This window comes from Streptomyces sp. SS8 (genome assembly GCF_054072955.1).
Window position 1 is genome coordinate 42,944 of the sequence record NZ_JBSVCZ010000016.1, and the last position, 26,872, is coordinate 69,815.

Consider the following 26,872-nt stretch of genomic DNA (forward strand, 5'->3'; position numbering starts at 1 on the left):
GCCGGGAGGGGCGGACGGGAGCCTGGACCGTCCGCCCCGGTCCGGTACGGCCTCATCCCGGGGGCGGAGCCGACCAGTGCAAGACGCCCAGGACCGTGCCGCCGCGGCAGGACAGGCGACCGGACGGCCCCGAGCGAGCCCGAGCGGCGACCGGCCCGGGGGACTCGGTCAGGTGCGGCCGTACCGCCGCTCGACGGCGACCGCGCAGGCGGCCAGGCAGCCGAGCGCCGGGGCGATCAGGGGCGGCAGCATCCAGGCGGCGACGCCGACCACGGCCAGCCCTCCGGCCAGCAGCAGCGAGCCGCCCGGCTCGCTGCGAAGAGTGCGCCGGGCGGCGGCCCGGGCGGTGCGGGCCCAGTCGTCGCCGGGCCGCCAGGCGGCGGCGGTGCGCAGCCCGGTCACCACCACGGCCACCGCGGCGGCGGCGCCGACCGCGGCCACCGCGGGGCCTGCGGGCAGCAGTCCGGAGGAGGCCACCCGCAGATCGAAGGCGAGCAGTGCCAGGGCGGCCCACCACAGCAGCGAGAACCGCCAGCCGGTGCGTACGGCGGCCGCCCACTCGGCGGCGAACCGCCGCCACCCGGCCTGCTCGGCGTCCAGGTACCGCCGCAGGTGCCCGCAGGCGGCGGCGAACGCGGGCAGTGCCGTCACCAGCGCGAGCGCGGCGAGCAGCAGCCACACCCCGGCCAGCAGGCACTCGGCGAAGAGCGCGAACCGAGCGGCGGGGGGCCGCCGGTCCGTACCCGCCTCGGCGCTCGTCGCGCTCATCCCTTGAGCCCCGAGGTGGCCGCGCCCTCGACGAGGTAGCGCTGGAAGGCGAGGAAGAACAGCAGTACCGGCAGCAGGGCCGCGACCGACATGGCGATCATGCCTCCGTAGTCGGCGAGGCTGTCCTGGTCCATGAACATCTTCAGACCGAGCGAGACGGTGTACTTGTCGGGCTCGTTGAGGTAGATCAGCGGCCCGAGGAAGTCGTTCCAGGCCCAGATGAAACCGAAGATGGCACTGGTGATCAGCGCCGGGCGGCACAGCGGCAGCACGATCGTCCAGTAGATCCGCCAGTGGCCGCAGCCGTCGATACGGGCCGCCTCGTCCAGCTCCCTGGGGAGGTTGCGCATGAACTGCACCATCAGGAAGACGAAGAACGCGTCCACCGCGAGGAACTTGCCCAGCAGCAGCGGCACATAGGTGTTGATCAGCTCCATCTTCTGGAACAGCACGTACTGCGGCACCAGCAGTACGTGGACGGGCAGCAGCAGGGTGCCGATCATCAGCGCGAACAGCACGTTGCGGCCCGCGAAGCGGATCCGGGCGAAGGCGTACGCGGCCAGGGAGCATGAGATCAGCACACCGGCCACCGAACCCAGCGCGACCAGCAGCGAGTTCACGAAGAACGTCTCGATGCCGATGCCCGCGATCCCGTCGGCGAGCCGCTCGTAGTTGTCGGTGAGCGGATCGGTGGGCAGCAACTCCGTGCTGCCCACGATCTCGTCGCCCGGTTTGAGGGAGCCGCCCAGCACCCAGACGACCGGGTAGAGCACCACGGCCAGCAGGGCCAGCGCCCCCAGGTGCCACAGGGCCGACCGCACCCTGCCGCGCGCCGGGGCGCCGGCGCCGGTGCGCGGGGGGCGGGCGGTGCGGACGGGACGGACGGTGCCGGTGGGCGCGCTCATCGGCCCCCCTCCTCGTAGTGCACCCAGCGTCGCTGGGACCAGAACAGCACGGCGGTCACCACGGCGATCCCGGCGAGCAGCATCCAGGCCATCGCGGAGGCGTACCCCATGCGCAGATTGGAGAAGCCCTGCTCGTACAGGTACCAGGTGTAGACGAGCAGCGAGTCGCCGGGGCCGCCCGCGCGTCCGCCGGGTCCGGCGATCACGAGCGCGGAGGTGAAGATCTGGAAGGAGTGGATGATCTCCAGCAGCAGGTTGAAGAAGAGCACCGGGGAGATCATCGGCAGGGTGATGGAGCGAAACCGCCGCCAGGCGCCGGCGCCGTCCACCTCGGCCGCCTCGTACAACTCGCGCGGCACCTGCTTGAGGCCGGCCAGGAAGATGACCATCGGCGCGCCGAACTGCCAGACCGACAGGGCGATCAGGGTGGGCAGCGACCAGTCCGGGTCACCGACCCAGCCGCCGCCGTCCCAGCCGAACAGGCTCAGGGAACGGTCGACGACCGCGTCGTCCTGGAACAGGGCCCGCCAGACGATGCCGATGCTCACGCTCGCCCCGATCAGCGAGGGGGCGTAGAACGCCGAGCGGTAGAAGCCCTGCCCCTTGCGGGGCCGCACCAGCAGCATGGCCACGCCGAGCGCGACCGCGAGCTTGAGCGGGGTGGCCACCAGCACGAACACGGCCGTGACCCGCACCGACGTCCACCAGCGGTCGTCGGAGAACATCTCGGAGAAGTTCTCCAGGCCCACCCAGCGGGGCGAGTCGAAGAGGTTGTAGTCGGTGAAGGCCAGATAGAGGGAGACGAGCATCGGCCCCAGCGTCAGCAGCAGGATGCCGACGCACCACGGGGAGAGGAACAGATAGCCGGCCAGGGTCTCCCGGCGGGCCCGCCGCCGCGCGGCGGCGGGCCGGGAGGCGGGGGCGGAGGGGGCGGGGCGGCGAGGACTCCTCGCCGCCCGTTCCTGCTCCGTCCCGGCCGGTGCGGGGGTTTCGGTACGCATCACGGGACGTTCTCCTCGGATCAGGAGCCGAGGGCGGTCTTGGCCTCGTCGAAGAACTGGGAGACCGCTTCGTCGACGGACACCGAGCCCTGTGCCATCGAGCGGTAGATGCTCAGGAAGGCCGCCTCGACGGTGTCGGTCCCGGCCGGGTGGGGCGTGATCGGCTCCAGCCGGTCGGTGACGCTCTTCTCGTACTCGGCGATCCTGGCGTCGGGCCCCTCGGGCTCGTAGGCCTCGAACTGCGCGTTGGTCGGCAGCACTCCGCGGTTGTAGCCCATGATCTTCCCGACCTCGGGGTCGTTGACCATGAAGTCGATGAACTTGGCGACCTCCTCCGGATGCTTGGTCCGGGCGGAGGCGCTGAGCATCAGGGAGGAGAGGTACTGCGCGGTGCGCTCGCCGTCCATGGTCGGGACGGGCGCCAGGGCGAGCTCCCGGTCCGTCTCGGAGACGTAGCGCGCCAGGAAGTTGTCCCAGGTGAACTCGGCGGCCGACAGACCGGCGCTGACCTCGGACTTGGGCAGGACCTGCGCGGCCTGTTTGGCCGGGACGAGCAGGCCGTCGTCGATCTTGGCGCGGTGGTCGCCCCACCACTTCCTCAGATCGGCCTCGGTGAAGCCGAGCCCCTCCTCGGTGAAGAACGCCTTGCCCTCCTGGCGCAGGCGGAGGTCGTACAGGTACATCACGCCGCCGTTGCTGCTGGCGCCCCAGAACTTCTCCCCGGGCTCGCTGATCTTCTCGACGGCCGCGTCGAAGTCCTTCCACGTCCAGCCCTGCTCGGGGGTGACGCCGGCCTCCTCGAACGCCTTGACGTCGTAGACGAGGGTGAAGGTGTTGGCCCCCACCGGCACGCCCAGCAGTTTCCCGTCGATCTCACCGGCCCTGCCGAGCCCCTGGCGGAAGTCGTCCAGGTCCAGATTGCCCGCCTTCACCTGGGGGTTGAGGTCCAGCAGCAGGTTCTTCTGGCCGTACTTGCGCAGGAAGGCATGGGAGTTCTGGAAGACGTCCGGCGGATTGCCGCCCGCGGCCTGGGTGTTGAACTTCGTCCAGAAGTCGCCGTACTCCTGGAAGTCGGTCTTGACCTCGATGCCGGGGTTCTCCTTCTCGAACAGGTCTATGGTCCTGTTGATCAGGTCGGCCCGGTCCTGCGCACCCCACCAGGAGTAGCGGATGGTCACCTTGCCGTCCGCGCCCGCGTCACCGCCGCCGCACCCGGAGGCGAGCAGCCCCAGCGCGGCCAGACCGGCCCCCATGGCCCGCAGACCCGCGGCCCTGCTCCGTCGAGAACTCATCGAAACGCCCCTCCCGGGCGGGTTCGTCCCGCCACCCCGGTTGTTTGAAACGTTTTAGGCAAGCGCTTGCCGGGCTAACTTAGGGACGCGCGGCAGAGGCGTCAACGGTTCGGACGGAATTCACCGCCGGGCATCCGGAGCGTATGCGGGCGGACACGAAGAGGCCGGGGTCCCGGCAGGCTTCGAGCCTGCCGGGACCCCGGCCTTCGGTGGGCGATACTGGGATCGAACCAGTGACCTCTTCGGTGTGAACGAAGCGCTCTCCCGCTGAGCTAATCGCCCGGGTGCGGCGACAACATTACCGCATGTCAGCGACTGCCCGTGCCCCCCTCGCGCCCTCCGGCCCGGCCGCCCCGCCGGCTCAGCCCGCGACGTCCCACGGCATCGCCAGCCCGTACCGGGCCAGATACAGGCCCACCAGGACCGCGGCGACGGCCACACCGAGCGCCGTGAGCGTCATGTTGCGGCGCCGCACCTTCGGGTCGAGCGCGCGCCTGGCCGCCTCGGAGACCTTCCGCCGCGTCCACCGCAGGACGATCTGGGCCCAGACGAACTCCGTCGCCCAGACCGCCAGCCCCGTGAAGATCACCAGCCAGCCCGGCCCCGGCAGCGCCAGCATCAGCACTCCGGCGAACACGATGGCGAGCCCGACCAGGAAGACCCCCACCTGCCAGCTCAGATGGAGCGCCCGGGACGCCTTGATGAAGCGTGGCGCCCGTGAACCGAGGGCCCGTTCCTTACTCTCGGTTTCCACCCGCCCCAGATTACCCGAGCCCTCCGAGCCGTTCGCCCGAACAGACCACCGACCAAATCCCCATTCCTCCATCTGAATGATGCGAAGGGAAGCAAAAGGGGCAGAGGGGTTTACACCCCTCCCGTAGGTGGCATGTCGATTTCGCCGACGTGCGAATCCCCGAGCGCACACTGAGCGAAAGGCCCTGGCGCTTATGAACACCACGGTCAGCTGCGAGCTGCACCTGCGCCTCGTTGTGTCGAGCGAGTCCTCCCTGCCTGTACCCGCGGGCCTGCGGTATGACACGGCCGATCCCTACGCCGTGCACGCCACCTTCCACACCGGCGCCGAGGAGACCGTCGAGTGGGTCTTCGCCCGCGACCTCCTCGCCGAAGGCCTGCACCGTCCCACAGGCACCGGCGACGTCCGTGTCTGGCCGTCCCGCAGCCACGGTCAGGGCGTCGTCTGCATCGCTCTCAGCTCACCCGAGGGCGAGGCGCTGCTGGAGGCCCCCGCACGGGCCCTGGAATCCTTCCTCAAGCGAACGGACGCCGCAGTCCCCCCCGGCACCGAGCACCGGCACTTCGACCTCGACACCGAGCTCTCCCACATCCTCGCGGAGAGCTGACAGCCGCCGGCACCCCGCTGCCGTCCGACTCGGGGCGACGGCTCGGGGCCCGGCCCTCCTTGCCCAGCGACGGCGACGCCGCCGCCACGTACCACCGTGGCGGCGGCGTCGCCGTGTCCGGGAGAGGCTAGAGTCTCACCGCAGCAAGGCCCGCAGGGCTGCCGACGACAGACCGGCCAGGGAGCCACGACCGTGCTGATCAACCACGACACCCGGTGCGCCCTCGACGCCGTCGTCGACCTCCTGAACACCGCGCCCGACGAGCACACCCCCGACACGCTCACCGACACCGGTGCGCTGCGCGCCTTCGTCGAACGCAACGCCGTCAGCGACGTGGGTGCCCTGGACGAGACGGACCTGGCCGCCGTACGGGAGGTGCGCGACCGGTTCGGGCGGGTCTTCGCGGCCTCCGACGCGCACCACGCGGCCGAGCTGGTCAACGCACTGGTGGCCGCCGCCGGCACCACGCCCCGGCTCACCGACCACGACGGCTACGACTGGCACATCCACTACTTCGCGCCGGGCGCCTCCCTCGCCGACCACCTGGCCGCAGACGGCGGCATGGCCCTGGCCTTCCTGGTCGTCGCCGGTGAGCGCGAGCGGCTGCGCCGCTGTGCCGCCCCCGACTGCCGCCGCGCCTTCGTCGACCTGTCCCGCAACCGCTCGCGCCGTTACTGCGACAGCCGCACCTGCGGCAACCGTCTGCACGTGGCCGCCTACCGGGCGCGGCAGCGCGAGGCCTCCGGGAACTGACCGGCCCGCCCGGCGTCCGCCCCGGCCCGGCCGGAAGCGCCGCGGACACCGGGAAGCGGAGGGCGCGGCGGCGGTCAGAGCAGTAAGAGGTCGTGCACCGCCGCCAGGAAGACCAGCGCGCCGATGACGGCCAGGAAGAGCATCAGCGGTGGCTGGGAGAGGGCGAACAGGCAGCCGCGGGGCTCGGGCGGTCCGCCGGGGAGTCCCGCGGGCGGTCCGCCGGACCGGATGCCGTGACCCGCCTCACGCAGGGAGCCGGGGGCACGGGCCTCGGGTGTCTCGGTGGTGTCGTGCATCTCGCCGCGATGATGGCGCAGGCAGGAGCACCGCGCGGTTCAACACACCAGCGCGCGGGCACGGTTCACCGGATTCAGATGCCGTGCTTCTTCAGAATCGCTTCGATGTCCGAGAAGTCGTCCGCGTCGGTCGCCCCCGCCCCGGGACGTCCCTCACCGCCCCTGCCTCGCTTGTCGCCCTCGCCGCCGAGGGCCGGCCGGGAGGCACCGGACTCCGTCGCGCGGCGTGCGCCGCGCCCGGATCCGCCCTCGCGGGCACGCGTACGCCTGCCGGCGGCGCGGCCCACCACATACAGGACGAGGGCGGCGGCGAGCACCCCGAAGCCGGCCCAGACCGTGGGTTTGAGCACCAGGTCCGAGGCCCAGGCCGCCACCGCCCCTCCGATCTCGCCGAACATTCCCAGCAGGCCGGACATCGCCAGCCCGACGGGCACCAGGGACAGGGCCGCTATGCGGGTGGCCGCGGCGAAACGGCGGCGGTAGGCCGTCAGGAAGGCGACGGCCAGTCCCGCCGCGGAGAGCGCCGCGCAGACGGTCGTGGTCAGCATGTATCCATCGTGCCGCCTCCCGCCCCGTATGTGCCATGTTCCGCCCCGCGATCTCGGGGGGATTTCCGGGCCGTCTCCTCCTGCGGGCCCCTCGCGCACCTCCCGCTCCCCTCCCCGGGCCGGGCTGGGAGACTTGTCCGCATGAACGACACCCGCCCCACCCGCCCCGTCCTGGACGTCTGGTACGAGCTGCAGTGCCCCGACTGCGACCGGGCCATGGCCGACCTGCGCGCGCTGCGCGAGCGGTACGGCGACGCCCTGGAGATCCGGCTGCGCCACTTCCCACTGGACAAGCACCGCCACTCCTACGCCGCCGCCCAGGCCGCCGAGGAGGCGTACGCGCAGGGCCGCGGCGACGAGTACGCCCGGGCGGTCCTGGCCCGCGCCGGTGAGCTGGGAGAGCGCGGCGAGGAGCTGCTGCTGGAGGTGGCCCGGGAGCTGGGCCTGGACGCCCAGGAGATGGACACCGCCCTGATCGACGGGCGGCATCTGCTGATCGTCGACGCCGATCAGGCCGAGGGCCGGGCGATCGGGGTCACCGGCACCCCGACCTATGTGATCGGTGGTGAGCGGCTGGACGGCGGGAAGAGCCAGGAGGGGCTGCGCGAGCGCATCGAGGAGATCGCCGACCGGCTGCTGGCCGGAGCCGGGGAGCGGGAGGGGTCCGGGGAGGAGGCCGGGCAAAACGGTTAGGAACGCTCAGATCAGCGGCTTGTGCAGATGGTGGGCGGTCGGCCGGTGGCCGAGTGACTCGTACAGCCGCAGGGCCGCGGTGTTGTCCGTGAAGACGTGCAGCCCGAGCGTGCGCACCCCGGCCGCCAGGCACTCGCGCTCGGCGGCGAGCATCAGCGTCCGGCCGTGGCCCCGGCCGCGGTGCGCCGGGGCGACCTCGACGTCGAAGACCCAGGCACCGGGCCCGCGCGCATGGGCCGTCGCCAGCCAGAGCGTGCCGACGTCCGCTCCCCCGTGGACGAGGACCCGCAGGGCGGTGCCCGCGGTGTCCGGTCCGCCGGGCAGCAGCCCGGCGTGGTCCGCCCCGGACCTGGCGCGGGCCCGTGCCGGGTCCATGCCCCGCTCGGTCCAGAGGCGGGCGTAGGCCTCCCGGCGGCTCTCCAGCCATGCGGGGTACTCGTCCGCCTCCAGGGGGCGCACCGTGCTGCCCGGTGGCAGTGCGGGCGCCTCGGACAGTTCCTTGGCCATGCTCCGGCCGCGCTCGGTGTAGCCCAGGGCCGCGGCCAGCCGCAGGGCGGGGCCGGCGTCCGCCGGGACGCTCGCCTCGATCCGGCGGCAGCCCCAGCCGCGCAGCACCTCCTCGGCCGCGAGCGCGGCGACGGTGGCCCGGCCGCGGCGGCGGTCGGGCCCGTGGACGGCGAGCTCCTCGATGCGGCCGGCCGACGGGCCGAAGCGCTCGTCCGTGGCCAGGCGCAGACGGCCGGCGGGGCGGCCGTTGACGCAGATGTCGTACGAGCGGGAGCGGGCGCCGTCCGCGGCGCGCCGCTCGGGTCCGGTGGGGCGCAGGGTGGTGGTCATCGCCTGGGTTCTACCCACCGCGGCGCCCCGCTGTCACCCGGCGCGGGGAGAACCGGGGCTCCGGTCGCCTTGGAGGTGCGGCCGCCGGCTCACGGGTCGATGTCGGCCGCCGAGCGCTCGGCGAAGATCCGCATCGCCTTGGCCGTGACCGGCCCGGGCGCGGAGGGCAGTTCACGTCCGTCGACCCGGTGGACGGCCTGGACGTCGCGCAGGGTGGAGGTGAGGAAGACCTCCTCGGCCCGCTCCAGGACGTCCAGCGGCAGGTCGGTCTCCCGCGCCCCCGTCCACTCGGCCACCAGTGCGCGGGTGATCCCGGCGAGGCAGCCGGAGGCGAGCGGCGGGGTGTGCACCTCGCCGTCGAGGACGACGAAGACGTTGGAGCCGGTGCCCTCGCACAGCCGCCCGACGGTGTTGCCGAACAGGGCCTCCGAGGCGCCCTGCCGGCGGGCGTGGGCCAGCGCGACGACGTTCTCGGCGTACGAGGTGGTCTTCAGGCCGGCCAGCGCGCCGCGCTCGTTGCGGACCCAGGGGACGGTGACGGCGGCGGTGGTGTCGGGACGGGGCTTCGCCTCGCCGAGGGCGACGACCAGGGTGGGCCCGGCGTCACCGCGGTCGGAGCCGAGGGGGGAGAGGCCGCCGGTGTAGGTGATCCGCAGCCGGCCCAGCGGCACGGGGTCGGCCTCCACCACGGCGGCGCAGGCGCGGCGCACCTCGTCCAGGTCCGGCTCGGGCAGGCCCAGGCCGCGGGCGGAGGCGGCCAGGCGCTCCAGGTGGCGGGTGAGGGCGAAGGTGCGCCCGCCGGCGGCCTTGACCGTCTCGAAGACCCCGTCGCCGACGGTCAGCCCGTGGTCGAGCACGGACACCCGTGCGGCGTCGGCGTCCCGCAGCTCTCCGTCCACCCAGATCAGCGTCATGCTCCAGCTCCTCCGGTCCCGCCTGCCGTGCCCGCCGCGCCGGTGGCCCGGACCGCGACGCTCGCGGGAGGCGTCTTCGCGTACTCCCCCGACGCTACCGTGAGCAGCCGCTCCGCCTTCAGCTCGGTCTCCTCCCACTCCCGCTCCGGGTTCGACCCCCAGGTGATCCCGGCGCCGGTGCCGAAGCGCAGCACCGGGCCGCCGGGAGCGGCGCGGTCGATCCAGAAGGTGCGGATGCCCACGGCCAGTTCCCCGGTGCCGCGGTCGGCGTCCACCCAGCCGATGCCGCCGCAGTACGGGCCGCGCGGGGCGGTCTCCAGCGAGCGGATGACTCGCAGGGCGCTGGACTTGGGGGCGCCGGTGACCGACCCGGGCGGGAAGGTGTGCTCCAGCAGTTCGGCCCAGCCGGCCCCGGGCGCCAGTTCGCCGCGGACGGTGGAGACCAGATGGACGAGCCCGGGGTGCGGCTCGACGGCGCACAGGGCGGGGACGGTGACCGATCCGGTGGCGCTGACTCGGCCGAGGTCGTTGCGGACCAGGTCCACGATCATCACGTTCTCGGCGTGGTCCTTGTCCAGCAGGTCGGCGGCGGTGCGCCCGGTGCCCTTGATGGGGCGGGACTCCACGGTGCGCCCGCGGCGGGCGAGGTAGAGCTCGGGCGAGGCCGTGGCGATCTCGACGCCGTGGGCGGGGAGGCGGACGGTGCCGGCGTGGGGGGCGGGGTTGCCGCGCGCCAGGAGCGCGGTCAGTTCGTCGGGGTCGGCGGCGGCCGGGTCGGGCAGCGGCGCGGTGAGCACACGGCAGAGGTTGGCCTGGTAGACCTCGCCGGCCGCTATGTGCTCGCGTATGCGCCGCACGCCCGCGGTGTAGGCGGCGCGGTCCAGGGAGGACGTCCAGGCGCCGGTGTCCGGTCCGCGCCAGTGCCCCGGCCGGGGGCGGGGCACGGGGGAGGGCCGCACGTCGCCGAAGCGGGCGCAGACCAGGCGCCCCTCGAAGTCGGCGACCACCGCCCACCAGCCCGTGGAGTCCAGGGCGGCGGGGTCGCTGGTGACGTCGCGCAGGTCGGTGGCGACAAGGCCGCCGAAGCGGGCTATAGGGGCCGGATCGTGCACGCGGTGAGTCTATGGCGGGCACGCTGGGGAAACGGAATTTGAGCTGGCCCGGGAATCCGCTAGAGTTCATGTCGTCACCGAGCGCGGCAGCGGGAGGTGGCGGCAGCTCCCGAGCATCGCCCCGGGAGAGGCACTGCGGACGTAGCTCAGTTGGTAGAGCACCACCTTGCCAAGGTGGATGTCGCGAGTTCGAGTCTCGTCGTCCGCTCGATGGGGGCCTCGCGGCCCCCGCGCTGGTGGAGTGGCCGAGAGGCGAGGCAACGGCCTGCAAAGCCGTCTACACGGGTTCAAATCCCGTCTCCACCTCGGACGATTAGCTCAGCGGGAGAGCGCTTCCCTGACACGGAAGAGGTCACTGGTTCAATCCCAGTATCGTCCACTGAGGGCCCCTCGGGGTCCTTGTTCCGCGCGATTAGCTCAGCGGGAGAGCGCTTCCCTGACACGGAAGAGGTCACTGGTTCAATCCCAGTATCGCGCACGCGGCACACCGCACTGCGGACGATTAGCTCAGCGGGAGAGCGCTTCCCTGACACGGAAGAGGTCACTGGTTCAATCCCAGTATCGTCCACATCCCGAAGGGCCGGAGCCTGTTGCTCCGGCCCTTCTCCGTGTTCCGGGCCGTCCCGCGGTCACGGCCGGAGTCCGGTCAGGAGGAGAACAGCATCCGGCTGAAGCTCTTGTGGCGACCGTGATGACCGTGGTGGCCGTGGTGCGGGGCTCCCCAGGCGGGAGGGGCCGGCGGGTAGGGCTGGGCGGCCGGGCCCGGCGGGGGCGGGGCCGGCTGCGACCACTGCGACTCGAGACGGGTGAGCGCCTCCAGCTCCCCGTAGTCGAGGAAGACCCCCCGGCAGCCGCCGCACTGCTCGATCTGGACTCCGCTGCGGTTGTACGTCTGCATGTGCGCTCGGCACTTGGGGCACTGCATCGTCTCTCGCCTCCGTGGCGGTAGGGACCGTGTGGTTGTACAGACGCGCCGCGGGGCGTTCCGGATGCGTCCGCGTACCGGTCAAATCGGTGGGGCGGGCCGTCCGGACGCGCCCGGCGCAGGGCTCGCGGGCTTCACCAGGATCCCGCGATGCGGGAACAGGCGTCGATCAGGGCGCGGTCGGTCTCGTCCGGCGCGCGGCCCTCGGCCTCGGCTCCGACCAGTGCGCGGGCCGCCAGTTGGACGGTCAGGGCCCGCGCGGGGGCGTCCAGTCGCGGCCAGGGGTCGCGGGGAGGGCCGTCCGGGCCGCCGGGGAGCGCGGTGCCGCCCGCGGCCCGGTAGGCGCCCAGGAAGCGGCCGAAGTCCGCGGGGGCCAGCAGCCCGGTGGCGAACCAGGCGGCGGGCCGGGCCAGGTCCCAGGCCGGATCGCCCAGGCCCAGGTCGTCGATGTCGATGAGGCGCCAGGGGCCGTCGGGCGCCGGGTGCCGGACGAGTTGGCCCAGATGGAGGTCGCCGTGGCACAGGGCGTCCGCCCGCGGCGGCGGGGCCTCGTCGCGCGTCCACGCGGGCAGGGCGGCCCAGGCCGCCTCGACGGCCCGTACCGCGGCGGTGCGGCGGACCGTGCGGCGCAGGGATTCCAGGGCGCGGGCGGCCTTGGCGGGGCCGCGCATCGGCGGGAGCGGTCCGGGTAGCGCGGCGGGCGGTACGGCGTGCAGGCGGGCGAGCAGCGTGCCGAGCGCCTCCCAGGGGGCGGCCTCGGGTGCGCCGGGGTCCACGGGGGTGCCGTAGGGCCACAGGGTCACCGGGCGGCCGTCCGGCAGGGTGTCCACAAGCCGCCTCCTCGGCCCCGCCCCCGTCTCCGGGGCCCCGGTCCACGGGCCTTCGGCGGCGGGCAGTGGCGCGAGCAGGACGTGACGCAGCAGCGGATGGGCGGCGACGTCCAGCCGGAGCGCGAGCCGTTCGAGGCCGCCGCCAAGGGCGTGTGCCTTGGCCACGACGCTCCCGCCGCGTACGACGGTGGCGTCGGCCCGCTCGGCCAGCACCACGGGCCGGCCGGCACCGGCGGTCGTGAGGCGGGGGGACGCCGCGGCGTCGGCCAGGGCCGCCCGGTGGGCGAGATGCGCGATGAGCGGTGCGTGCGCCACGGTGTTCCTGCCCTCCCGGGCCCGCGGGCACGGGCCGTGCGGCGGATCGTACGGCCCAAGGCGGCGCGGTGCCCGGGCAGTTCCCCAACTGCCCGGGCCCCACGCCGTCCGCCGTACCCCCGTCCCCACGGGGTTGGGTGACCGGATGTCCCGGCTCGGGCCGCTCTCCCGAGCCCGGGGCCCTGTGTCAGAGCCCCAGCAGTCCGGCCACGGACGACGCCTGTGTGATCACCGCTTCCACTCCGCCGAAGACGACGGCCAGCAGGACGGCCAGCGGAAGGACCATGACCGCTGCCACCAGCGGGTGGCGGCGTCCGCCCGGCCGGGTGCCGAGGGCGGCGAGGTCCGCCAGGCGTCCCTGCGTCCGGGACGCCGGGCGCTGTGCTGTGTGCGCCATGGTTCCGCTCCTGTCGTGGTACGGGGCGGCGGGTGTCTGACCTCGGGGGACGAGTGCTGCACCCGCCGCTTGAGAACAACACTAGGAGCCGGGGGCGTCCCCGGTCGTCATGCCCGCGTACCGAACGGAGGCCTCCCGCAGGATGACTCCTTTCCGCCCCGGGTACTCCCCAGGGTGGAGAGGCGCCTTCCGGGGCCCGGGTCTTCCCGGAGGGGAGGGGCCCTCGCCCGCGCCGCCGGTCAGCGGGCCGGCTCCTGTGCGGCGTCCTCCCTCGGCACCGGGTGCTCGACCAGGGCCAGCACCCGGTTGGCCATGAAGCGCGCGGTGCGCACCACCGTGCCGCTGCGGGTGATCTCGCTCACCTCCACCACTCCCCTGCGCACCTGCGTCTCCACCCGCCGACCCGCACGCGTGGCCGCCATCTCATAGGTACGGGTGGTGTCTCCGGCGTCCACCACGATCTCCACCCAATCGCCCTTCATGGTGCGATCCCCCTTCCGGGAAGGCCTGTCGGACGCCCCCTGAGCAGGGTTTTCCCCGCCCCTGACTGCCGCGCGCCCACTCCCCCAGTCTCCCACCGGGCACTGACAACCGGTGTGTTCCTCATGCGCGGCCTGTCGGCGCGAGGGGGCCTCAGTCCGTAAGCTGTGGCACGTCAGAGGGACCGGGCAGTGCGGGGCCGCCCACCGGGGCGGGACGGGCTCCCGGCCGGAGGTAGGGGAAGGACATGGCGATGATGCGGCTCCGGCGCGAGGACCCGCGAGTCGTCGGCTCGTTCAGGCTCCACCGGCGGCTGGGCGCGGGCGGCATGGGCGTGGTGTACCTCGGCTCCGACCGGCGCGGTCAGCGGGTGGCACTGAAGGTGATCCGGCCGGACCTCGCGGAGGACCCCGAGTTCCGCTCGCGCTTCGCGCGCGAGGTGTCGGCCGCCCGCCGGATCCGCGGCGGCTGCACGGCCCGGCTGGTGGCGGCGGACCTGGAGGCGGACCGCCCGTGGTTCGCCACCCAGTACGTGCCGGGGCCCTCGCTGCACGACAAGGTGAACGAGGAGGGCCCGCTGCCCGCCGCGCAGGTCGCCTCGATCGGCGCGGCGCTGGCCGAGGGGCTGGTGGCGGTGCACGAGGCCGGTGTGGTGCACCGGGATCTGAAGCCGTCGAACATCCTGCTGTCGCCCAAGGGCCCGCGCATCATCGACTTCGGCATCGCCTGGGCGACCGGCGCCAGCACCCTCACCCACGTCGGCACGGCGGTGGGCTCTCCGGGCTTCCTGGCGCCCGAGCAGGTGCGGGGCGCGGCGGTGACCCCGGCGACGGACGTGTTCTCGCTGGGCGCGACGCTGGCGTACGCGGCGACCGCGGACTCGCCTTTCGGGCAGGGCAGTTCGGAGGTGATGTTGTACCGGGTGGTGCACGAGGAGCCCCAGCTGCACGGTGTGCACGCGGCGTTGGCGCCGCTGGTGCGGGCGTGCCTGGCGAAGGATCCGGAGGACCGGCCGAGCACCCTGCAGCTTTCGCTGCGGCTGCGGGAGATCGCCGCCCGGGAGGCGCGCGGGCTGCCGGAGGGCGCGGCCACCGGGGCGGCCGTGCGCCCGGCGCGGCCGACCGGGAAGCGGGCCGAGCAGTATCTGCGGCAGCGCACCTCGCGCGACGGCGACCGCCCCTCGGGCGGCCGCGGCTCCCGGGGGACCTCCGGCCGCGCGGGCCTCGCCGACCGGGACGGGGCGGGCGCGTCCCGGGGCCCGGCGCCTCGTACACCGGCCCGGAACACCCCCCGGCCCTCCGCCGGGGGGCGGTCGGGCGGCTCGGCGGGAGGGGCGTCGGCCCGTCGTCCGGTGCGTACCGCGGGCGGCGCCCGGCCGGGGCCCAGGCGGCCGGCGAACCCCCGTCTGCTGCGCCAGCGCCTGGTCGTGTTCGTGACGGTGACGCTGCTGGTCGCGCTCGGCATCGCGGCGGCACAGGGCTGCCAGGGGCCGGCGCGGGGGCTGGGACGTCCCGCGGGTCCGGCCGTCGACACCGGGGACGCGGCCGGGGCGGGGGCGCCGGTCTCAGCCGGTCCGGTGGTGCGCCCGGCTCGCTGACGCCCGCTCACCTCCGGTGCCTACAGCACGCCGAGCGCGGACAGGACGGTCAGGCACAGCGGGAGGGTGGCGGCGAAGGCGCCGCCCGCGTGCAGCGCGGCTTCGGGGAGGGTACTGCCCGCGGCACCGGAGAGGATGCCCGCGACCAGGGCGACGAGGGCGGAGAACAGAACGGCGACCAGGACCCACAGGGCTCTGACCACCGGGGGGTGTGAGACGGGCTGGGTGCTCATCGGTCGTCTTCCTTCCCTTCGGGAGGACGGCCGGGGCGAGCGCGGACAGCCCCGACCCGACCGCCCTCTGGATGGGGCAAAGTCGAGATCTGCACCCCCAGTACAGACCTGTGTGTCATCGACGTGAGCGGGTCGGCGGCGGTCGGCCCGCCGCCGGCCGCGCCGACCGAGTACTGGCGCGTTCACTTTATCACCCAGTGTCACCAAATGCCCGCTTTGGCGGACAGTGGACACACGGACGGGCTCACCCCGCGGCGGGGCCGGTCGCGTAGAAGGCCACGGCCGCCGCCGCGGCGACGTTGAGGGAGTCCACGCCCGCGCTCATGGGGATCCGCACGGCCACGTCGGCGGCCGCGACCGTGGCCGGGCGCAGACCGTCCCCCTCGGAGCCGAGGACCAGGGCGAGCCTGGGGTGCCGGCGGGCCGCGAACTCGCCCAGCCCGACCGCGTTCTCGTCCAGGGCGAGCGCCGCGGTGACGTACCCCGCCTCCCGCAGCACCCCGACATCCCCGGGCCAGGACTCCAGTCTGGTCCACGGCACCTGGAGGACCGCGCCCATGGAGACCTTGACCGAACGCCGGTACAGGGGGTCGGCGCAGTCCGGTGAGAGCAGTACCGCGTCCATGCCCAGTGCCGCCGCGCTGCGGAACAGGGCACCGATGTTGGTGTGGTCGTTCACGGCCTCCAGCACCGCCACCCGGCGCGCGCCCGCCAGCAGGTCCGCCGCCTCCGGGAGGGGCTTGCGCCGCATCGAGGCCAGGGCCCCGCGGTGCACGTGGTAGCCCGTCACCCGCTCGGCCACCTCCGGGCCGACGCTGTAGACGGGCGCACGGGTACCGGCGACCACGTCGCGCATTGCCTCGGCCCACTTGGGCGTCAGCAGCATCGACCGCATTTCGTAGCCGGCCGCGAGGGCGCGCCGGATGACCTTCTCGCCCTCGGCGATGAACAGGCCCTCCGCCGGTTCGCGCACGCGCCGCAGCCCGACGTCGGTCAGGCCGGTGTAGTCGCCCAGGCGCGGATCGCCGGGATCCTCGACGGTGATCGGACCCCGGGCCGCCCCGGTCCCGGCCCCGCCCTCCGGCCCGGCGGTGTCCACTCCCTGTGCCCCGGTCCTCCCGGTGCCCTCGGCCTCCCGCGCCGTCACCGGCCGGCCCCGGCCCGGTTCACGCCGACCACCTCGCCGACGACGATCACCGCGGGCGGGCGTACGCCCTCCTCCTCGACCGTGCGCGCCGCGGTCGCCAGGGTGGCGTCCACCCGGCGCTGGCCGGCCATGGTCCCCTCCTGGACCACGGCGACGGGCGTGTCCGGGGCCCGCCCGTGCTCGACGAGGGCCTCGGCGATGGCGCCGATGCGCTCCACCGCCATCAGCATCACCAGGGTGCCGCGCAGCTTCGCCAGGGCCGCCCAGTCCACCAGCGAACGCGGATCGCCGGGGGCGACGTGGCCGCTGACGACGGTGAACTCGTGGGCCACCCCGCGGTGTGTGACCGGGATGCCCGCGGCGCCGGGCACACTGACGGAGCTGGAGATGCCGGGCACCACCGTGACCGGGATCCCGGCCTCGGCCAGCGCCTGCGCCTCCTCCATGCCGCGGCCGAAGACATAGGGGTCGCCGCCCTTGAGGCGTACGACGAACCTTCCGGCCCTGGCGTGCTCCACGAGGGCGGCGTTGATGGCCTCCTGTGCCATCGCCCGGCCGTAGGGGATCTTGGCGGCGTCGATGACCTCGACGTGCGGCGGCAGTTCGTCCAGCAGGTCGCGCGGGCCGAGCCGGTCGGCGATCACCACGTCCGCCTCGGCCAGCAGCCGGCGGCCGCGCACCGTGATCAGGTCCGGGTCGCCCGGGCCTCCGCCGACCAGTGCGACGCCGGCCCTGCGGGCACGGTGCCGGGGGGCGGTCAGGGTGCCGTCGCGCAGGCCCTCGACCACCGCGTCGCGCACGGCGGCCGAGCGGCGCGGGTCGCGTCCGGTCAGGACGGCGACGGTGACGCCCTCGCTGCGTCCGGTGGCCGGGGTCCAGGCGGTGGCGGCGTCGGCGTCGTCGCTGCGGACGCACCACACCCGGCGCTCCTCGGCCTCGGCGGAGGCGGCCGCGTTGGCGCCGGCGTCGTCGGTGGCGACGACCGCGTACCAGGCGCCGTCCAGATCGCCCGGACGGTAGGCGCGGCGCTCCCAGCGCAGCTCGCCCGCCTCGGCCATGGCCTCCACCGAGGGGGTGGCCGAGGGCGCGATCACCAGGACGTCGGCGCCCGCGGCCAGCAGCGCGGGCAGCCGCCGCTGGGCTACGGTCCCGCCGCCGAGGACGACCACGCGGCGCCCGGTCAGACGCAGACCCACGGGATAGGCGGGGTGCGCGAAGTGCTCGGACATGGCGATGCGGCTCCTTGGAGGATCGCGGGCCGCTGCGGCGCTGGAGCGGCAGAGACGGGACTGGCTGCGGAGGGCAGCGGATGCGGGCAGCGTACGACGCGGCGGCCCGGACCCGCTGTGCCGCAGGTCACCGGAGGAGACCTGCGGTTCTCCGGCGACCTGCGGACGGTACGGCGGTGGGGCGTGTCAGTTCTTCTCGGTGACGCCCGCCGAGTCGAAGGTGGCCACCTCGTGCATGGCCCGGGCCGCGCTCTGCACCACCGGCAGGGCCAGCAGGGCACCCGTCCCCTCGCCGAGCCTCAGGTCGAGGTCGATCAGGGGGCGCAGGCCCAGCTTGGTCAGCGCGGCGACGTGGCCGGGCTCCGCGCTGCGGTGGCCGGCGATGCAGGCCGCCAGCGCCTCGGGCGCGATGGCCCGCGCGACCAGGGCCGCCGCCCCCGCGCTCACTCCGTCCAGGACGACGGGGGTGCGCAGCGAGGCGCCGCCGAGGATCAGCCCGGTCAGCGCGGCGTGCTCCAGCCCGCCGACCGCCGCCAGGACGCCGAGGGGGTCGGAGGCGTCGGGCCGGTGCAGCTCCAGGGCTCGGCGGACCACCTCGACCTTGCGGGCGTGCATCTCGTCGCTGACACCGGTGCCGCGACCGGTGACCTCGGCCGGGTCGGCGCCGGTGAAGACCGCGATCAGCGCGGCGGAGGCGGTGGTGTTGGCGATGCCCATCTCACCGGTCAGCAGCGCCTTGTTGCCCGCCGCCACCAGGTCGCGGGCGGTCTCGATGCCCACCTCGACCGCGCGCAGCACCTCCTCGCGGGTGAGCGCGGGCCCGGCGGTGAAGTCGGCCGTGCCGGGCCGCACCTTGCGCGGCAGCAGACCGGGCGCGGACGGCAGGTCGGCCGCCACCCCCACGTCCACCACGCAGACCTCGGCGCCCACCTGGTTCGCGAAGGCGTTGCAGACCGCGCCGCCGGCCAGGAAGTTGGCGACCATCTGCGCCGTGACCTCCTGCGGCCAGGCGGTGACGCCCTGGGCGTGCACCCCGTGGTCCCCGGCGAAGACGGCGACGGCCGCGGGCTCGGGGATCGGCGGGGGGCACTGCCGGGCCAGACCGCTGAGCTGCGCGGAGATGATCTCCAGCATGCCGAGCGCACCGGACGGCTTGGTCATCCGCTTCTGGCGCTCCCACGCCTCGCCGAGCGCCTTGGCGTCCAGCGGGCGGATGCCCGCCAGGGTCTCGGTGAGCAGGTCGTGCGGCTCCTCCGCGCCGGGCAGGACCCGGCGGCCGTAGGACTCCTCGTGGACGACCCAGGACAGCGGGCGGCGCTTGGACCAGCCCGCCTGCACCAGCTCGGGCTCGTCCGGGAAGGCGTCCACGTACCCGATGCACAGGTAGGCGACGACCTCCAGGTGCTCGGGCAGGCCGAGGGCCCGGACCATCTCGCGCTCGTCGAAGAAGCTGACCCAGCCCACGCCCAGGCCCTCCGCGCGGGCCGCGAGCCAGAGGTTCTCCACCGCCAGGGCCGAGGAGTAGGGCGCCATCTTCGGCTGGGTGTGGCGGCCGAGGGTGTGGCGGCCGCCGCGGGTGGGGTCGGCGGTGACGACGATGTTGACCGGGGTGTCGAGGATCGCCTCGACCTTCAGCTCCTTGAACTGCTTGGCGCGGGCCCGGGGCAGCGACCGGGCGTACGCGTCGCGCTGGCGCATGGCCAGCTCGTGCATCGCCCTGCGGGTCTCCTCGGAGCGGATGAGGACGAAGTCCCACGGCTGGGAGTGGCCGACACTGGGGGCGGTGTGCGCCGCCTCCAGGACGCGCAGCAGCACGTCGTCGGGGATCGGGTCGGAGCGGAAGCCGTTGCGGATGTCCCGCCGCTCGCGCATGAGGCGGTGCAGCGTCTCGCGTTCGGCCTCGTCGTAACCCGGGGCGGCGGGGGCGGCAGCCGCGGGTTCGGCGGCTTCCCCCAGGGCTTTGCCGGCCTCGGCGGCGTCGGCCGCCTCCGGCGTTCCGCTCCCGGGCTCCTGACCGGCCACGGGTACGGCCGGCCCGCCGTCGGCGGGCGGCTGTGCGTCCTCCTGCCCGGGGGCCTCGGCGGTGACCGCCACGGCCTCCATCACCTGCGGCCCGGCGCCGGGCACCGCGGCCACGGCGAGCCGCTGCTGCTCGGGGGCCGGTTCGGGGGCCTCCGCGGCCGGCGCCTCGCCGGTCTCCGGAGCGGGAGCCCCGGTCCCGGCGGGCACGGGCTCGGCGGGCACGGGCTCGGACGGCGCCTGGGCCGGCGCGGGTGCGGCGGCCGCGGGTTCGGGGGCGGGCACCTCGGCCGTCTCCTGGGAAGCGGCTTCCCCGGAGGCGGGTTCCTCGGAGGCGGGTTCCTCGGAGGCGGGCTCGGTGGGGGCGGGTTCGGTGGGGGCGGGTTCGGTGGGGGCGGGTTCGGCCGAGGCGTTCACCGGGACCTCCGCCGCGACGGGCTCCCCGGTGTTCTCCGGGGCTTCCGGGGTCCTGCGCGCCTCGGGCCCGGGCTGCTCCGGTTCCGCCTCCTGCGACTCGTGGGCGGTCCGGGCTCCGGGGCCGGCCACGGAGGGCTCGGGTGCGCCGGCCTCGGCGGCCGGCGACGCTGCGACGGGGGCAGTGGCCACGGGAGGCTCGTCCGCCCCGGCCTCCGCCTCGGGCACAGGCTCCGCCTCCGGGGCGGGATCGGGATCGGGCGTCTCGTCCACCGGCGCCGGCGCGGGCTCCTGGGGCTGCGGCTCTGCCGCCTCCTGGGAAGCGGCATCCTCGGGCACGGACTCCGCCTCGGGCGCGGCCTCCGGCTCGGCCACGGCCTCCGGCTCCGGGGCGGGAGCGGGAGCGGGAGCCTGCGCGGCCGGCGCCTCACCGGTCTCCGGAGCGGGAGGCATCGCGGCGAGGTCCGGGCCGGGCAGCGGCTCGGCCGGCCACCCGGCCGCCGGCTGCGCGGGAGCGGTTCCGGGTTCCGCCGCCGGGGGCTGCGGTGCCCAGGCACCGGGCTGCACCGGGTCGGACGGAAGCGTGCCGGGCTGCGCGGCGGGAGCGGGCGCGACGGCCTCGGGCGCCTCCGGGGAGGGAGCGGCCTGCGCCGCGGGCTCCTCGTGGGCGACGTCGAAGTACTCGGGCCCCGTGGTCGGCGGCCCGGGCTGCCGTACGGGCACGCCCTGCGGGGGCGTGGGCGCCGGAGCCGCCGGAGCGCTGCTGCGGTCGGCGAGCGTGCGCACCACGCCGGACTGCTCGGGCACGGGCGGCCCCAGGTGCGGCGGCCGGGGAGGCGTCGCGGCGGTGTGGGGCGCGTGCCCCTGGGCCGTCTGCGCGGGCGGCACGGGGTACTGCCCGTATCCGTCCGACTCGCGCGGGCCGGGTACGGGTGCGGGCGCCTGAGGCTGCGCGGACGCCGGCGCCTCGCCCCATCCGTGGGAGCCGGGCAGCAGCAGATCGTCCTCGTAGCCCGAGGCCACACCTTCGACCGGGCCCGCGAAGGTGTACGTGCCGGGTGCCGGTGCGCCCGGCTGCTCCGGCTGTCCGCCTGCGTTCTCCGGCTGTCCCTCGCCCGGGACCCGGCCGGTGTCAGTCATGCGTACCCCTCGCCCATCGGTAGTGCTCCTTCCGGCCCCAGCGGGCGCCCGCCGTGCCCCCGTCCGACCCGTCCGGACATCGACAGACAAAGTGTCAATACCGGCAGGCGGCACAACGGTCCATCAGCCTACCCGCCACCGCGCCCCGCGGGAGGCGGGGGTGGACGACTGGGCCCGGTTGGTCCGGTTCGTCTCGGACGAGATCACATCCGGCTGCCGGACAGCAGGAAGACGACCGCGCGTTCGCGTTCCGTCCACTCCCGGGTGTCCAGTTCCAGGGACTGGAGCAGGGCGCACTCCACGGCGTATCCGCCGTCCGCCAGCACCCTTCCGACGGCCTCGGCCTCGTCGCGGGTGGAGGCGTGTGTGACGATCCTCTCGGGCCTGCGGTCGGCGCAGGCGGCGACCGTGCGCACCCCTCCCCCGCCGACGCGCACCACGTCGGGTTCGGGCAGCGCCTCCAGGGCCAGGGGCGCGACGCCGTGCACGACCTGGAGCTGGACGCCGAAGTGCCGTGCGGCGGCGGACATCCGCGCGCAGGCCGCCGCGTCGCGCTCGACCGCGAGGACCGCGGCACCGAAGCGGGCGGCCTCCACGGCGACGGCTCCGCTGCCCGCGCCGATGTCCCACAGCAGGTCGCCCGGTCTGGGACCGAGTCTGGCGAGCTGGACGGCGCGCAGCTGCGCGGAGTCGGCGGTCCCCGCCACGGCCGCCCGGGTGTCCTGCCCGGTGTACTCGGCGGCCGGCAGGGCCCAGCCCCGCACGGCGGGCGGGTAGTTCGGATCGCGTCCGGCCAGCCATCCGCCCTGGCCCGCCGCGCCGGGCCCGGCCGCGGCCGCCGAACCGCCCACCACGATCACGACGTTGGGGTCGCGCCAGACGTGGTCGGCGACCTTGTCGGAGGTCAGTACGGTGACCCGTTCGCGGTCGGTGCCCAGTGCCTCGCAGATGAAGAAGGTGCGGTGCACCCCCTCCAGCAGCAGGGCCAGTTCGGCGGGCCCGGCGCCGGGCGAGGTGAGGACGGCGACCTTGGTGTGGGCGCGGCAGACGTTGACGGCACGGCGCAGGGTGCGGCCGTGGGCGACGACGATCCGGGCGTCGTCCCAGGGCATCCCCGCGCGGGCGAAGGCCGCGGCGACGGAGGAGACGGCGGGTACGACCTCGACCTCCAGGCCGTACTCGGGTGCGCGCAGGGTGCGCACGACTCCGAAGAACCCCGGGTCTCCGTCGGCGAGGACCACCGCGGTGCCGCGGTGCCCGGCGATGCGGCGGGCGGCGAGCGCCACGCTGCCCAGCCGGACGCGCTCGGCCGCGGGCGGGACCTCGGGGAGGGCCAGGTGGTGGGCGGCGCCGGCGACGAGGGTGGCGGCTCCGAGCGCGGCGCGGGCGGCCTCGGTCAGCGGCGAGCCGTCCCACCCGATCACGGTGACACGGTCGGCCATCGTCGGCTCTCTCCTGGCGCGTGGTGGGGGCGGGGACGGAAGGCGTCGCGGGGGACGTGCGCGGGTGCGGGGTGCGGTGCCGGTGGGACGGCGTCGCCGCAGTGAGGTTACCGCGCCCGGCGCGGGAGGACGGCCGGGGCTTCACGGCTCGGACTCCGTGCTTGCGGGCTCCGTGCTCGCGGGCCGTCAGCGCCAGTCGGGATAGGCGGTGTAGCTCCCGGCCTCGGGGTAGGCGGAGTAGCCTCCGGTGTCGGCCGCCTCGCCCGGCCCGTCCTCCAGGTCCTCCGGCAGCAGGCTCCACACGATCAGGTCGGTGCGGATGTCGGTCCAGCTCCCGTCCTCGGTGCGGGTCCGGGCTATCCAGGCGTTGCGCAGTACGCCCTCGCTGACGCAGCCGACCTTCTGCGCGACCTGCTGGGAGGCGGTGTTGCCGGCCGGGGTGCGGATCTCCAGCCGCTCGAACTTCCGGTCCTGGAACAGCCACTGGGCGGCGGCGAGCAGCGACTCGGCGGCGTACCCCTCACCTCGCGCCCAGGGGGCGATCACGTACGCGGCCTCGGCGGACAGCACCCGCCAGTCGGCCTTGCGCAGATGGACGGTGCCGACCAGTCGCTGGGTGAGGAACTCGGTCACGGCGAAGACGATGCCGTCTCCCCCGGTCCGCTGCGCGGGCGCCCCCCGGGCTATCCACTCCAGGGCGTGCTCCTCGGTGTAGGGGACGGGCACGGAGGTCCAGGCGGTGACCAGTTCGTCGTTCATCATCTCGGTGAACGCGGGGGCGTCCTCGGTCTCGAGGGGACGCAGCACGAGCCGTTCCGTGCTGATCGAGATCTCCGGGAAGATGGATGTCATGCGCCACTCCAGCCTGACGGGGTCGAGTGCACAGCATGCAGCATCACCCCGGCGGTGCGCAGCGCGGGCCCCGGTGGTGGGCCGGGCCCCCGGAAACCGCCGCCGGGGCCCGGCCCACCACCCCACCGGTGTCAGGAGGCGTCGGAGGCCGCCACCACCGAGCCCCGGTACTTCTTCTCGATGAAGTCGGCGACCTTCTGGGAGGCCAGCAGGTCGGCCAGCTTCCTCACCCGGGGGTCGTCCTCGTTGCCCTCCTTCACGACGAGGAGGTTGACGTAGGGGTTGCCCTCGGCCTCCTCCAGGGCCAGGGCGTCCTCGGCGGGCTTCAGACCGGCCTCGATGGCGTAGTTGCCGTTGACGACGGCGGCGTCCACGTCGTCGAGGGAGCGGGGCAGCGCGGCCGCCTCCAGCTCCTTGAACTCCAGGCCCTTGGCGTCGGCTATGTCGGCCAGGGTGGCGTCCTGCCCGGCGCCGTCCTTCAGCTCGATCAGGCCGTGGTCGTCCAGGAGCTTGAGGGCGCGGCCCTCGTTGGTGGTGTCGTTGGGCACCGCGACGGTGTCGCCGGCGCCGAGTTCGGAGGCCTTCTTCAGGGTGGAGGAGTACAGGCCCAGCGGTTCCAGGTGGACGCCCGTCACGGGCACCAGGTGGGTGCCCTGCTTGGCGTTGACGTCGTCCAGGTAGGGCTTGTGCTGGAAGTAGTTGGCGTCGACCTCGCCGTTCTCGGTGGCGGTGTTGGGCAGGACGTAGTCGGTGAACTCCCTGATCTCCAGCTTCAGCCCGGCCTTCTCGGCCAGGTTGTCCCTGACGAAGCCGAGGATGTCGGCGTGCGGGGTCGGGGAGGCGGCGACGGTCAGCGGTGCGTCGGCGTTCCCCGGACCGCCGGAGGCGGCGGGGTCGGAGTCGGTTCCGCAGGCGGCCAGCGACAGGGCCAGCGCGGCGGTGGCCGTGACGGCGGCGGCCCTGGTGCGGGCGGCCCTGGTGACGGCGGACTTGGTGATGGTGCGCACGAAGAGTGCCTCTTTCCGTTGTGCGTTCTCCGGGCTCCGGGGTGCCGGGGCTCCGGTCGGTGCCGGACAAGGGGTCCGGCTTCCATGGGTGGGGGGTGGGTCGGGGGTGGTTCAGGTGGTGCGCTCGCGGCGGGAGAGCAGGCGCACCGCGCCGTCGCCCAGGAGCTGCACGGCGGTGACGAGGGCGAGCAGCACGACGACGGTGGCGAGCATGAAGCCGGTCTCGAAGCGCTGGTAGCCGTAGGTGATGGCCTTGCTGCCCAGACCTTCGGCCCCCACCGCGCCGGCCATCGCGGAGTAGCCGACGAGGGTGATGACGGTGGTGGTCAGGCCGGCTACGAGGGAGGGCAGGGCCTGCGGCAGCAGCGCCTTGAAGACGACCGTGCCGGTGCCGCCTCCCATGGACAGGACGGCCTCGACCAGTCCGTGGTCCACCTCGCGCACGGCCGTCTCCACCAGGCGGGCGAAGAAGGGGATGGCGCCGATGGACAGCGGCACCACGGCGGCCGTCGGGCCGATGGAGGTACCGACGACCATGCGGGTGAAGGGGATCAGGGCGACGACGAGGATGATGAAGGGCAGGGAGCGCCCGACGTTGACCACGGTGCCGACGGCCTTGTTGACCGCCCTGTTCGCCAGCAGCCCGCCGCGGTCGGTGAGCACCAGCAGCACGCCCAGCGGCAGGCCGCCCAGGACGGTGACGAGGGTGGACCAGCCGACCATGTAGAGGGTGTCGACGGTGCCCTGGAGCAGGATGGGCTGCATCTCCGGCCAGGTCATCGGGTCTTCTCCACGGTCTCGAAGGTCTCGGGGGTCTCGGGGGTCCCGGAGGTCTCAGGGCGCTCAAAGCCCCGGGCGGCTCCGGCCGCCCCGGGGAACTCGACGGTCAGCCCCCGCTCGCGCAGGAAGCCGATCGGCACGGCGTTGTCCTCGCGGCGGCCGGGCAGTTCGATCCGCATCCGTCCCACCTGGCGGCCGCCGATGGTGTCCATGGCGGCGCCGAGGATCGACACGTCGATGGCGTGGGTGCGCGAGAGCTGGGAGATCAGCGGCCGTCCGGTGCTCTCGCCGTGGAAGGTGACGTCCACGACGGTGCGCTCCCGGACCTCCCCCTCCGCGGTCTTCACCTCCCCGGCCGGGGCCGCTCCCCCGAGGGGGAACAGCTCGCGGGCCAGCTCCGAGCCCGGGGTGGCCAGCAGTCCGGAGACGGTGCCGGACTCCACGACCTTCCCGTCCCGCATCAGCGCGGCCGAGTCGCAGACGGTCTTGACGACGTCCATCTCGTGGGTGATGAGCAGGACGGTCAGACCGAGCTGCCGGTTGAGGTCGCGCAGCAGGGCCAGGACGGAGCGGGTGGTCTCCGGGTCGAGCGCGGAGGTCGCCTCGTCCGACAGCAGCACCCCGGGGTCGCCCGCCAGCGCCCGGGCGATGCCGACGCGCTGCTTCTGGCCGCCGGAGAGCTGTGCGGGCCAGGAGCGGGCGTGGTCGGCGAGACCGACCAGGCCGAGCAGTTCGCGGGCCTTGCGGGCGCGCTCGCGGCCGGGGACGCCGAGGATCTCCAGCGGCAGTTCGACGTTGCCCTGGACGGTCCGGGAGGACAGCAGGTTGAAGTGCTGGAAGACCATGCCGATGCGGCTGCGGGCCCGGCGCAGCTCGGCGCCGGCCCGCGTTCCGCGCCCGGCCAGGGCGGTGAGGTCCTGTCCGTCGACGACGACCGTGCCGGAGGTGGGGCGCTCCAGCAGGTTGACGCAGCGGATGAGGGAGGACTTCCCCGCGCCGCTGCGGCCGACGACGCCGAAGACCTCGCCCTCGCGGACATGGAGGTCGACGCCGTCGAGCGCTGTCACGTCGCGGCCTCGGGAACGGTAGACCTTGGTGAGTCCCGTGGTGGTGATCACTGGGTGTCCATCACTGTCGAGTGCGCGGCGCGGGGATGCGGCGCCGGGCACGGGAGGTTCCTGACGAAAGGGGTGGGAACCCGCGGTCCGGGCCACGCCCGGTGCGGGCGGACGGCGGGCGAGCGCGGGGCCGAGCACATCCGGCGCCCTCCCGGCGGAATACCGGCAGGCGGGAGGCTCAGATCTCGCTTCGGGGCGCGAGGCGGCTCAGGCGGGGGCCCTCAGCGGTCACACATTCGACACATACGGCGAGCACCGGGCGTCGTGGTCGCCTCGGTCGCACGGATGCGGCAGCTCGTCGCGGTCATGCGGACGAGTAAAGCAGACCCCTGCCCCCTACACGTAAAAGACGGACGCCTTTGTCCGGATAGTGGACGGCCGAGGTGTGCGGCGGCCGGCCCGAACCCCTCGGAGGAAAGCCTCCGCACCCGCCGCCACCTGCGTGGACGCTGTTCGCGGGCCGTACG

At 74.4% G+C, this 26,872-nt stretch carries 27 protein-coding genes and 6 tRNA genes; 9 read left to right on the top strand and 24 right to left on the bottom strand.

The features are described 5' to 3' along the window. Window positions 1–168 precede the first annotated feature (168 nt). The 6 genes from ACW69E_RS16805 to ACW69E_RS16830 all read right to left on the bottom strand — a co-directional run bounded on the left by ACW69E_RS16805 (window position 169) and on the right by ACW69E_RS16830 (window position 4,792). Window positions 169–768, bottom strand: a complete 600-nt coding sequence (locus tag ACW69E_RS16805; RefSeq protein WP_457499063.1) for a DUF624 domain-containing protein — start codon at window positions 766–768, stop codon at window positions 169–171. Next, window positions 765–1,673 (bottom strand): carbohydrate ABC transporter permease, encoded by a 909-nt coding sequence (locus tag ACW69E_RS16810; protein ID WP_457499064.1) that lies wholly within the window; start codon window positions 1,671–1,673, stop codon window positions 765–767. The genes ACW69E_RS16805 and ACW69E_RS16810 overlap by 4 nt, the downstream gene beginning before the upstream one ends. After that, complete coding sequence (locus ACW69E_RS16815; RefSeq protein ID WP_457499065.1) at window positions 1,670–2,674, bottom strand: carbohydrate ABC transporter permease; 1,005 nt, start codon at window positions 2,672–2,674, stop codon at window positions 1,670–1,672. The genes ACW69E_RS16810 and ACW69E_RS16815 overlap by 4 nt, the downstream gene beginning before the upstream one ends. Window positions 2,675–2,694: 20 nt before the next feature. Then, window positions 2,695–3,966, bottom strand: coding sequence for an ABC transporter substrate-binding protein (locus tag ACW69E_RS16820; RefSeq protein ID WP_457499066.1), 1,272 nt, complete (start codon window positions 3,964–3,966; stop codon window positions 2,695–2,697). Between the two features lie 210 nt (window positions 3,967–4,176). Beyond that, window positions 4,177–4,248 (bottom strand) — tRNA-Val (locus ACW69E_RS16825). 79 nt (window positions 4,249–4,327) lie between these two features. Next, window positions 4,328–4,792, bottom strand: a complete 465-nt coding sequence (locus ACW69E_RS16830; protein WP_457499067.1) for a TIGR02611 family protein — start codon at window positions 4,790–4,792, stop codon at window positions 4,328–4,330. 121 nt (window positions 4,793–4,913) lie between these two features. Here ACW69E_RS16830 and ACW69E_RS16835 point away from each other — a divergent pair, with 121 nt between their 5' ends. Together ACW69E_RS16835 and ACW69E_RS16840 are read left to right on the top strand one after the other, a co-directional pair. Next, a complete protein-coding gene (locus ACW69E_RS16835; protein ID WP_003959770.1) occupies window positions 4,914–5,327 on the top strand; it encodes an SsgA family sporulation/cell division regulator in 414 nt (137 codons plus the stop codon). Window positions 5,328–5,519: 192 nt separating this feature from the next. Continuing rightward, complete coding sequence (locus ACW69E_RS16840; protein ID WP_457499068.1) at window positions 5,520–6,080, top strand: CGNR zinc finger domain-containing protein; 561 nt, start codon at window positions 5,520–5,522, stop codon at window positions 6,078–6,080. Between the two features lie 74 nt (window positions 6,081–6,154). On the opposite strand, the gene ACW69E_RS16845 is transcribed toward ACW69E_RS16840, so the two are convergent. Continuing rightward, window positions 6,155–6,397 (bottom strand): hypothetical protein, encoded by a 243-nt coding sequence (locus ACW69E_RS16845; protein ID WP_457499149.1) that lies wholly within the window; start codon window positions 6,395–6,397, stop codon window positions 6,155–6,157. 53 nt (window positions 6,398–6,450) lie between these two features. Continuing rightward, a complete protein-coding gene (locus tag ACW69E_RS16850; RefSeq protein ID WP_457499069.1) occupies window positions 6,451–6,924 on the bottom strand; it encodes a hypothetical protein in 474 nt (157 codons plus the stop codon). 141 nt (window positions 6,925–7,065) lie between these two features. On the opposite strand from ACW69E_RS16850, the gene ACW69E_RS16855 reads away from it, so the two are divergent. Further along, on the top strand, window positions 7,066–7,617 hold the full coding sequence (locus tag ACW69E_RS16855) for a DsbA family protein (RefSeq protein ID WP_457499070.1): 552 nt from the start codon (window positions 7,066–7,068) through the stop codon (window positions 7,615–7,617). A 6-nt stretch (window positions 7,618–7,623) separates the two neighbouring features. On the opposite strand, the gene ACW69E_RS16860 is transcribed toward ACW69E_RS16855, so the two are convergent. From ACW69E_RS16860 to ACW69E_RS16870, 3 genes are all read right to left on the bottom strand, one after another. Beyond that, complete coding sequence (locus tag ACW69E_RS16860; protein ID WP_457499071.1) at window positions 7,624–8,454, bottom strand: GNAT family N-acetyltransferase; 831 nt, start codon at window positions 8,452–8,454, stop codon at window positions 7,624–7,626. A gap of 89 nt (window positions 8,455–8,543) precedes the next feature. Continuing rightward, window positions 8,544–9,368, bottom strand: a complete 825-nt coding sequence (locus ACW69E_RS16865) for an aminotransferase class IV (RefSeq protein ID WP_457499072.1) — start codon at window positions 9,366–9,368, stop codon at window positions 8,544–8,546. After that, entirely contained in the window at window positions 9,365–10,480 is a 1,116-nt protein-coding gene (locus ACW69E_RS16870) for a chorismate-binding protein (protein ID WP_457499073.1), read from the bottom strand. Before ACW69E_RS16870 ends, ACW69E_RS16865 begins: the two co-directional genes overlap by 4 nt. 135 nt (window positions 10,481–10,615) lie before the next feature. Here ACW69E_RS16870 and ACW69E_RS16875 point away from each other — a divergent pair. From ACW69E_RS16875 to ACW69E_RS16895, 5 genes are all read left to right on the top strand, one after another. Then, a tRNA-Gly gene (locus ACW69E_RS16875) sits at window positions 10,616–10,688 on the top strand. A 27-nt stretch (window positions 10,689–10,715) separates the two neighbouring features. Next, window positions 10,716–10,786: transfer RNA gene (locus ACW69E_RS16880), tRNA-Cys, on the top strand. Window position 10,787: 1 nt separating this feature from the next. After that, window positions 10,788–10,859 (top strand) — tRNA-Val (locus ACW69E_RS16885). A gap of 27 nt (window positions 10,860–10,886) precedes the next feature. After that, window positions 10,887–10,958: transfer RNA gene (locus tag ACW69E_RS16890), tRNA-Val, on the top strand. Window positions 10,959–10,976: 18 nt separating this feature from the next. Next, window positions 10,977–11,048: transfer RNA gene (locus tag ACW69E_RS16895), tRNA-Val, on the top strand. Between the two features lie 78 nt (window positions 11,049–11,126). On the opposite strand, the gene ACW69E_RS16900 is transcribed toward ACW69E_RS16895, so the two are convergent. From ACW69E_RS16900 to ACW69E_RS16915, 4 genes are all read right to left on the bottom strand, one after another. Beyond that, complete coding sequence (locus ACW69E_RS16900; protein WP_206348116.1) at window positions 11,127–11,405, bottom strand: TFIIB-type zinc ribbon-containing protein; 279 nt, start codon at window positions 11,403–11,405, stop codon at window positions 11,127–11,129. 134 nt (window positions 11,406–11,539) lie between these two features. After that, complete coding sequence (locus ACW69E_RS16905; protein ID WP_457499150.1) at window positions 11,540–12,505, bottom strand: phosphotransferase family protein; 966 nt, start codon at window positions 12,503–12,505, stop codon at window positions 11,540–11,542. 232 nt (window positions 12,506–12,737) lie between these two features. Beyond that, window positions 12,738–12,947: a hypothetical protein gene (locus tag ACW69E_RS16910; protein WP_457499074.1), complete on the bottom strand. Its 210-nt coding sequence runs from the start codon at window positions 12,945–12,947 to the stop codon at window positions 12,738–12,740. A gap of 239 nt (window positions 12,948–13,186) precedes the next feature. Beyond that, the gene (locus ACW69E_RS16915; protein WP_093850830.1) at window positions 13,187–13,429 is read right to left on the bottom strand and encodes a hypothetical protein; all 243 of its coding nucleotides are present in this window, start codon (window positions 13,427–13,429) and stop codon (window positions 13,187–13,189) included. A 245-nt stretch (window positions 13,430–13,674) separates the two neighbouring features. Between ACW69E_RS16915 and ACW69E_RS16920 the strand changes: the two genes are divergently transcribed. Next, window positions 13,675–15,024, top strand: coding sequence for a serine/threonine-protein kinase (locus ACW69E_RS16920; protein WP_457499075.1), 1,350 nt, complete (start codon window positions 13,675–13,677; stop codon window positions 15,022–15,024). Between the two features lie 20 nt (window positions 15,025–15,044). Here ACW69E_RS16920 and ACW69E_RS16925 read toward each other — a convergent pair whose 3' ends face one another. From ACW69E_RS16925 to ACW69E_RS16965, 9 genes are all read right to left on the bottom strand, one after another. Further along, window positions 15,045–15,257 (bottom strand): hypothetical protein, encoded by a 213-nt coding sequence (locus tag ACW69E_RS16925; protein WP_457499076.1) that lies wholly within the window; start codon window positions 15,255–15,257, stop codon window positions 15,045–15,047. 244 nt (window positions 15,258–15,501) lie between these two features. Continuing rightward, window positions 15,502–16,356 (bottom strand): TrmH family RNA methyltransferase, encoded by an 855-nt coding sequence (locus ACW69E_RS16930; protein WP_457499151.1) that lies wholly within the window; start codon window positions 16,354–16,356, stop codon window positions 15,502–15,504. A gap of 44 nt (window positions 16,357–16,400) precedes the next feature. After that, complete coding sequence (gene cobA / locus ACW69E_RS16935; RefSeq protein ID WP_457499077.1) at window positions 16,401–17,633, bottom strand: uroporphyrinogen-III C-methyltransferase; 1,233 nt, start codon at window positions 17,631–17,633, stop codon at window positions 16,401–16,403. Between the two features lie 186 nt (window positions 17,634–17,819). Then, complete coding sequence (gene cobT / locus ACW69E_RS16940) at window positions 17,820–21,206, bottom strand: nicotinate-nucleotide--dimethylbenzimidazole phosphoribosyltransferase (RefSeq protein ID WP_457499078.1); 3,387 nt, start codon at window positions 21,204–21,206, stop codon at window positions 17,820–17,822. Between the two features lie 203 nt (window positions 21,207–21,409). Beyond that, the gene (gene cbiE / locus ACW69E_RS16945; RefSeq protein WP_457499079.1) at window positions 21,410–22,648 is read right to left on the bottom strand and encodes a precorrin-6y C5,15-methyltransferase (decarboxylating) subunit CbiE; all 1,239 of its coding nucleotides are present in this window, start codon (window positions 22,646–22,648) and stop codon (window positions 21,410–21,412) included. Window positions 22,649–22,834: 186 nt separating this feature from the next. Next, window positions 22,835–23,500 (bottom strand): GNAT family N-acetyltransferase, encoded by a 666-nt coding sequence (locus tag ACW69E_RS16950; RefSeq protein ID WP_457499080.1) that lies wholly within the window; start codon window positions 23,498–23,500, stop codon window positions 22,835–22,837. A 131-nt stretch (window positions 23,501–23,631) separates the two neighbouring features. Beyond that, complete coding sequence (locus ACW69E_RS16955; RefSeq protein WP_457499081.1) at window positions 23,632–24,507, bottom strand: MetQ/NlpA family ABC transporter substrate-binding protein; 876 nt, start codon at window positions 24,505–24,507, stop codon at window positions 23,632–23,634. 111 nt (window positions 24,508–24,618) lie between these two features. After that, on the bottom strand, window positions 24,619–25,287 hold the full coding sequence (locus ACW69E_RS16960) for a methionine ABC transporter permease (RefSeq protein ID WP_457499082.1): 669 nt from the start codon (window positions 25,285–25,287) through the stop codon (window positions 24,619–24,621). After that, window positions 25,284–26,405 (bottom strand): methionine ABC transporter ATP-binding protein, encoded by a 1,122-nt coding sequence (locus ACW69E_RS16965; protein ID WP_457499083.1) that lies wholly within the window; start codon window positions 26,403–26,405, stop codon window positions 25,284–25,286. The genes ACW69E_RS16960 and ACW69E_RS16965 overlap by 4 nt, the downstream gene beginning before the upstream one ends. Between the last annotated feature and the right edge of the window lie 467 nt (window positions 26,406–26,872).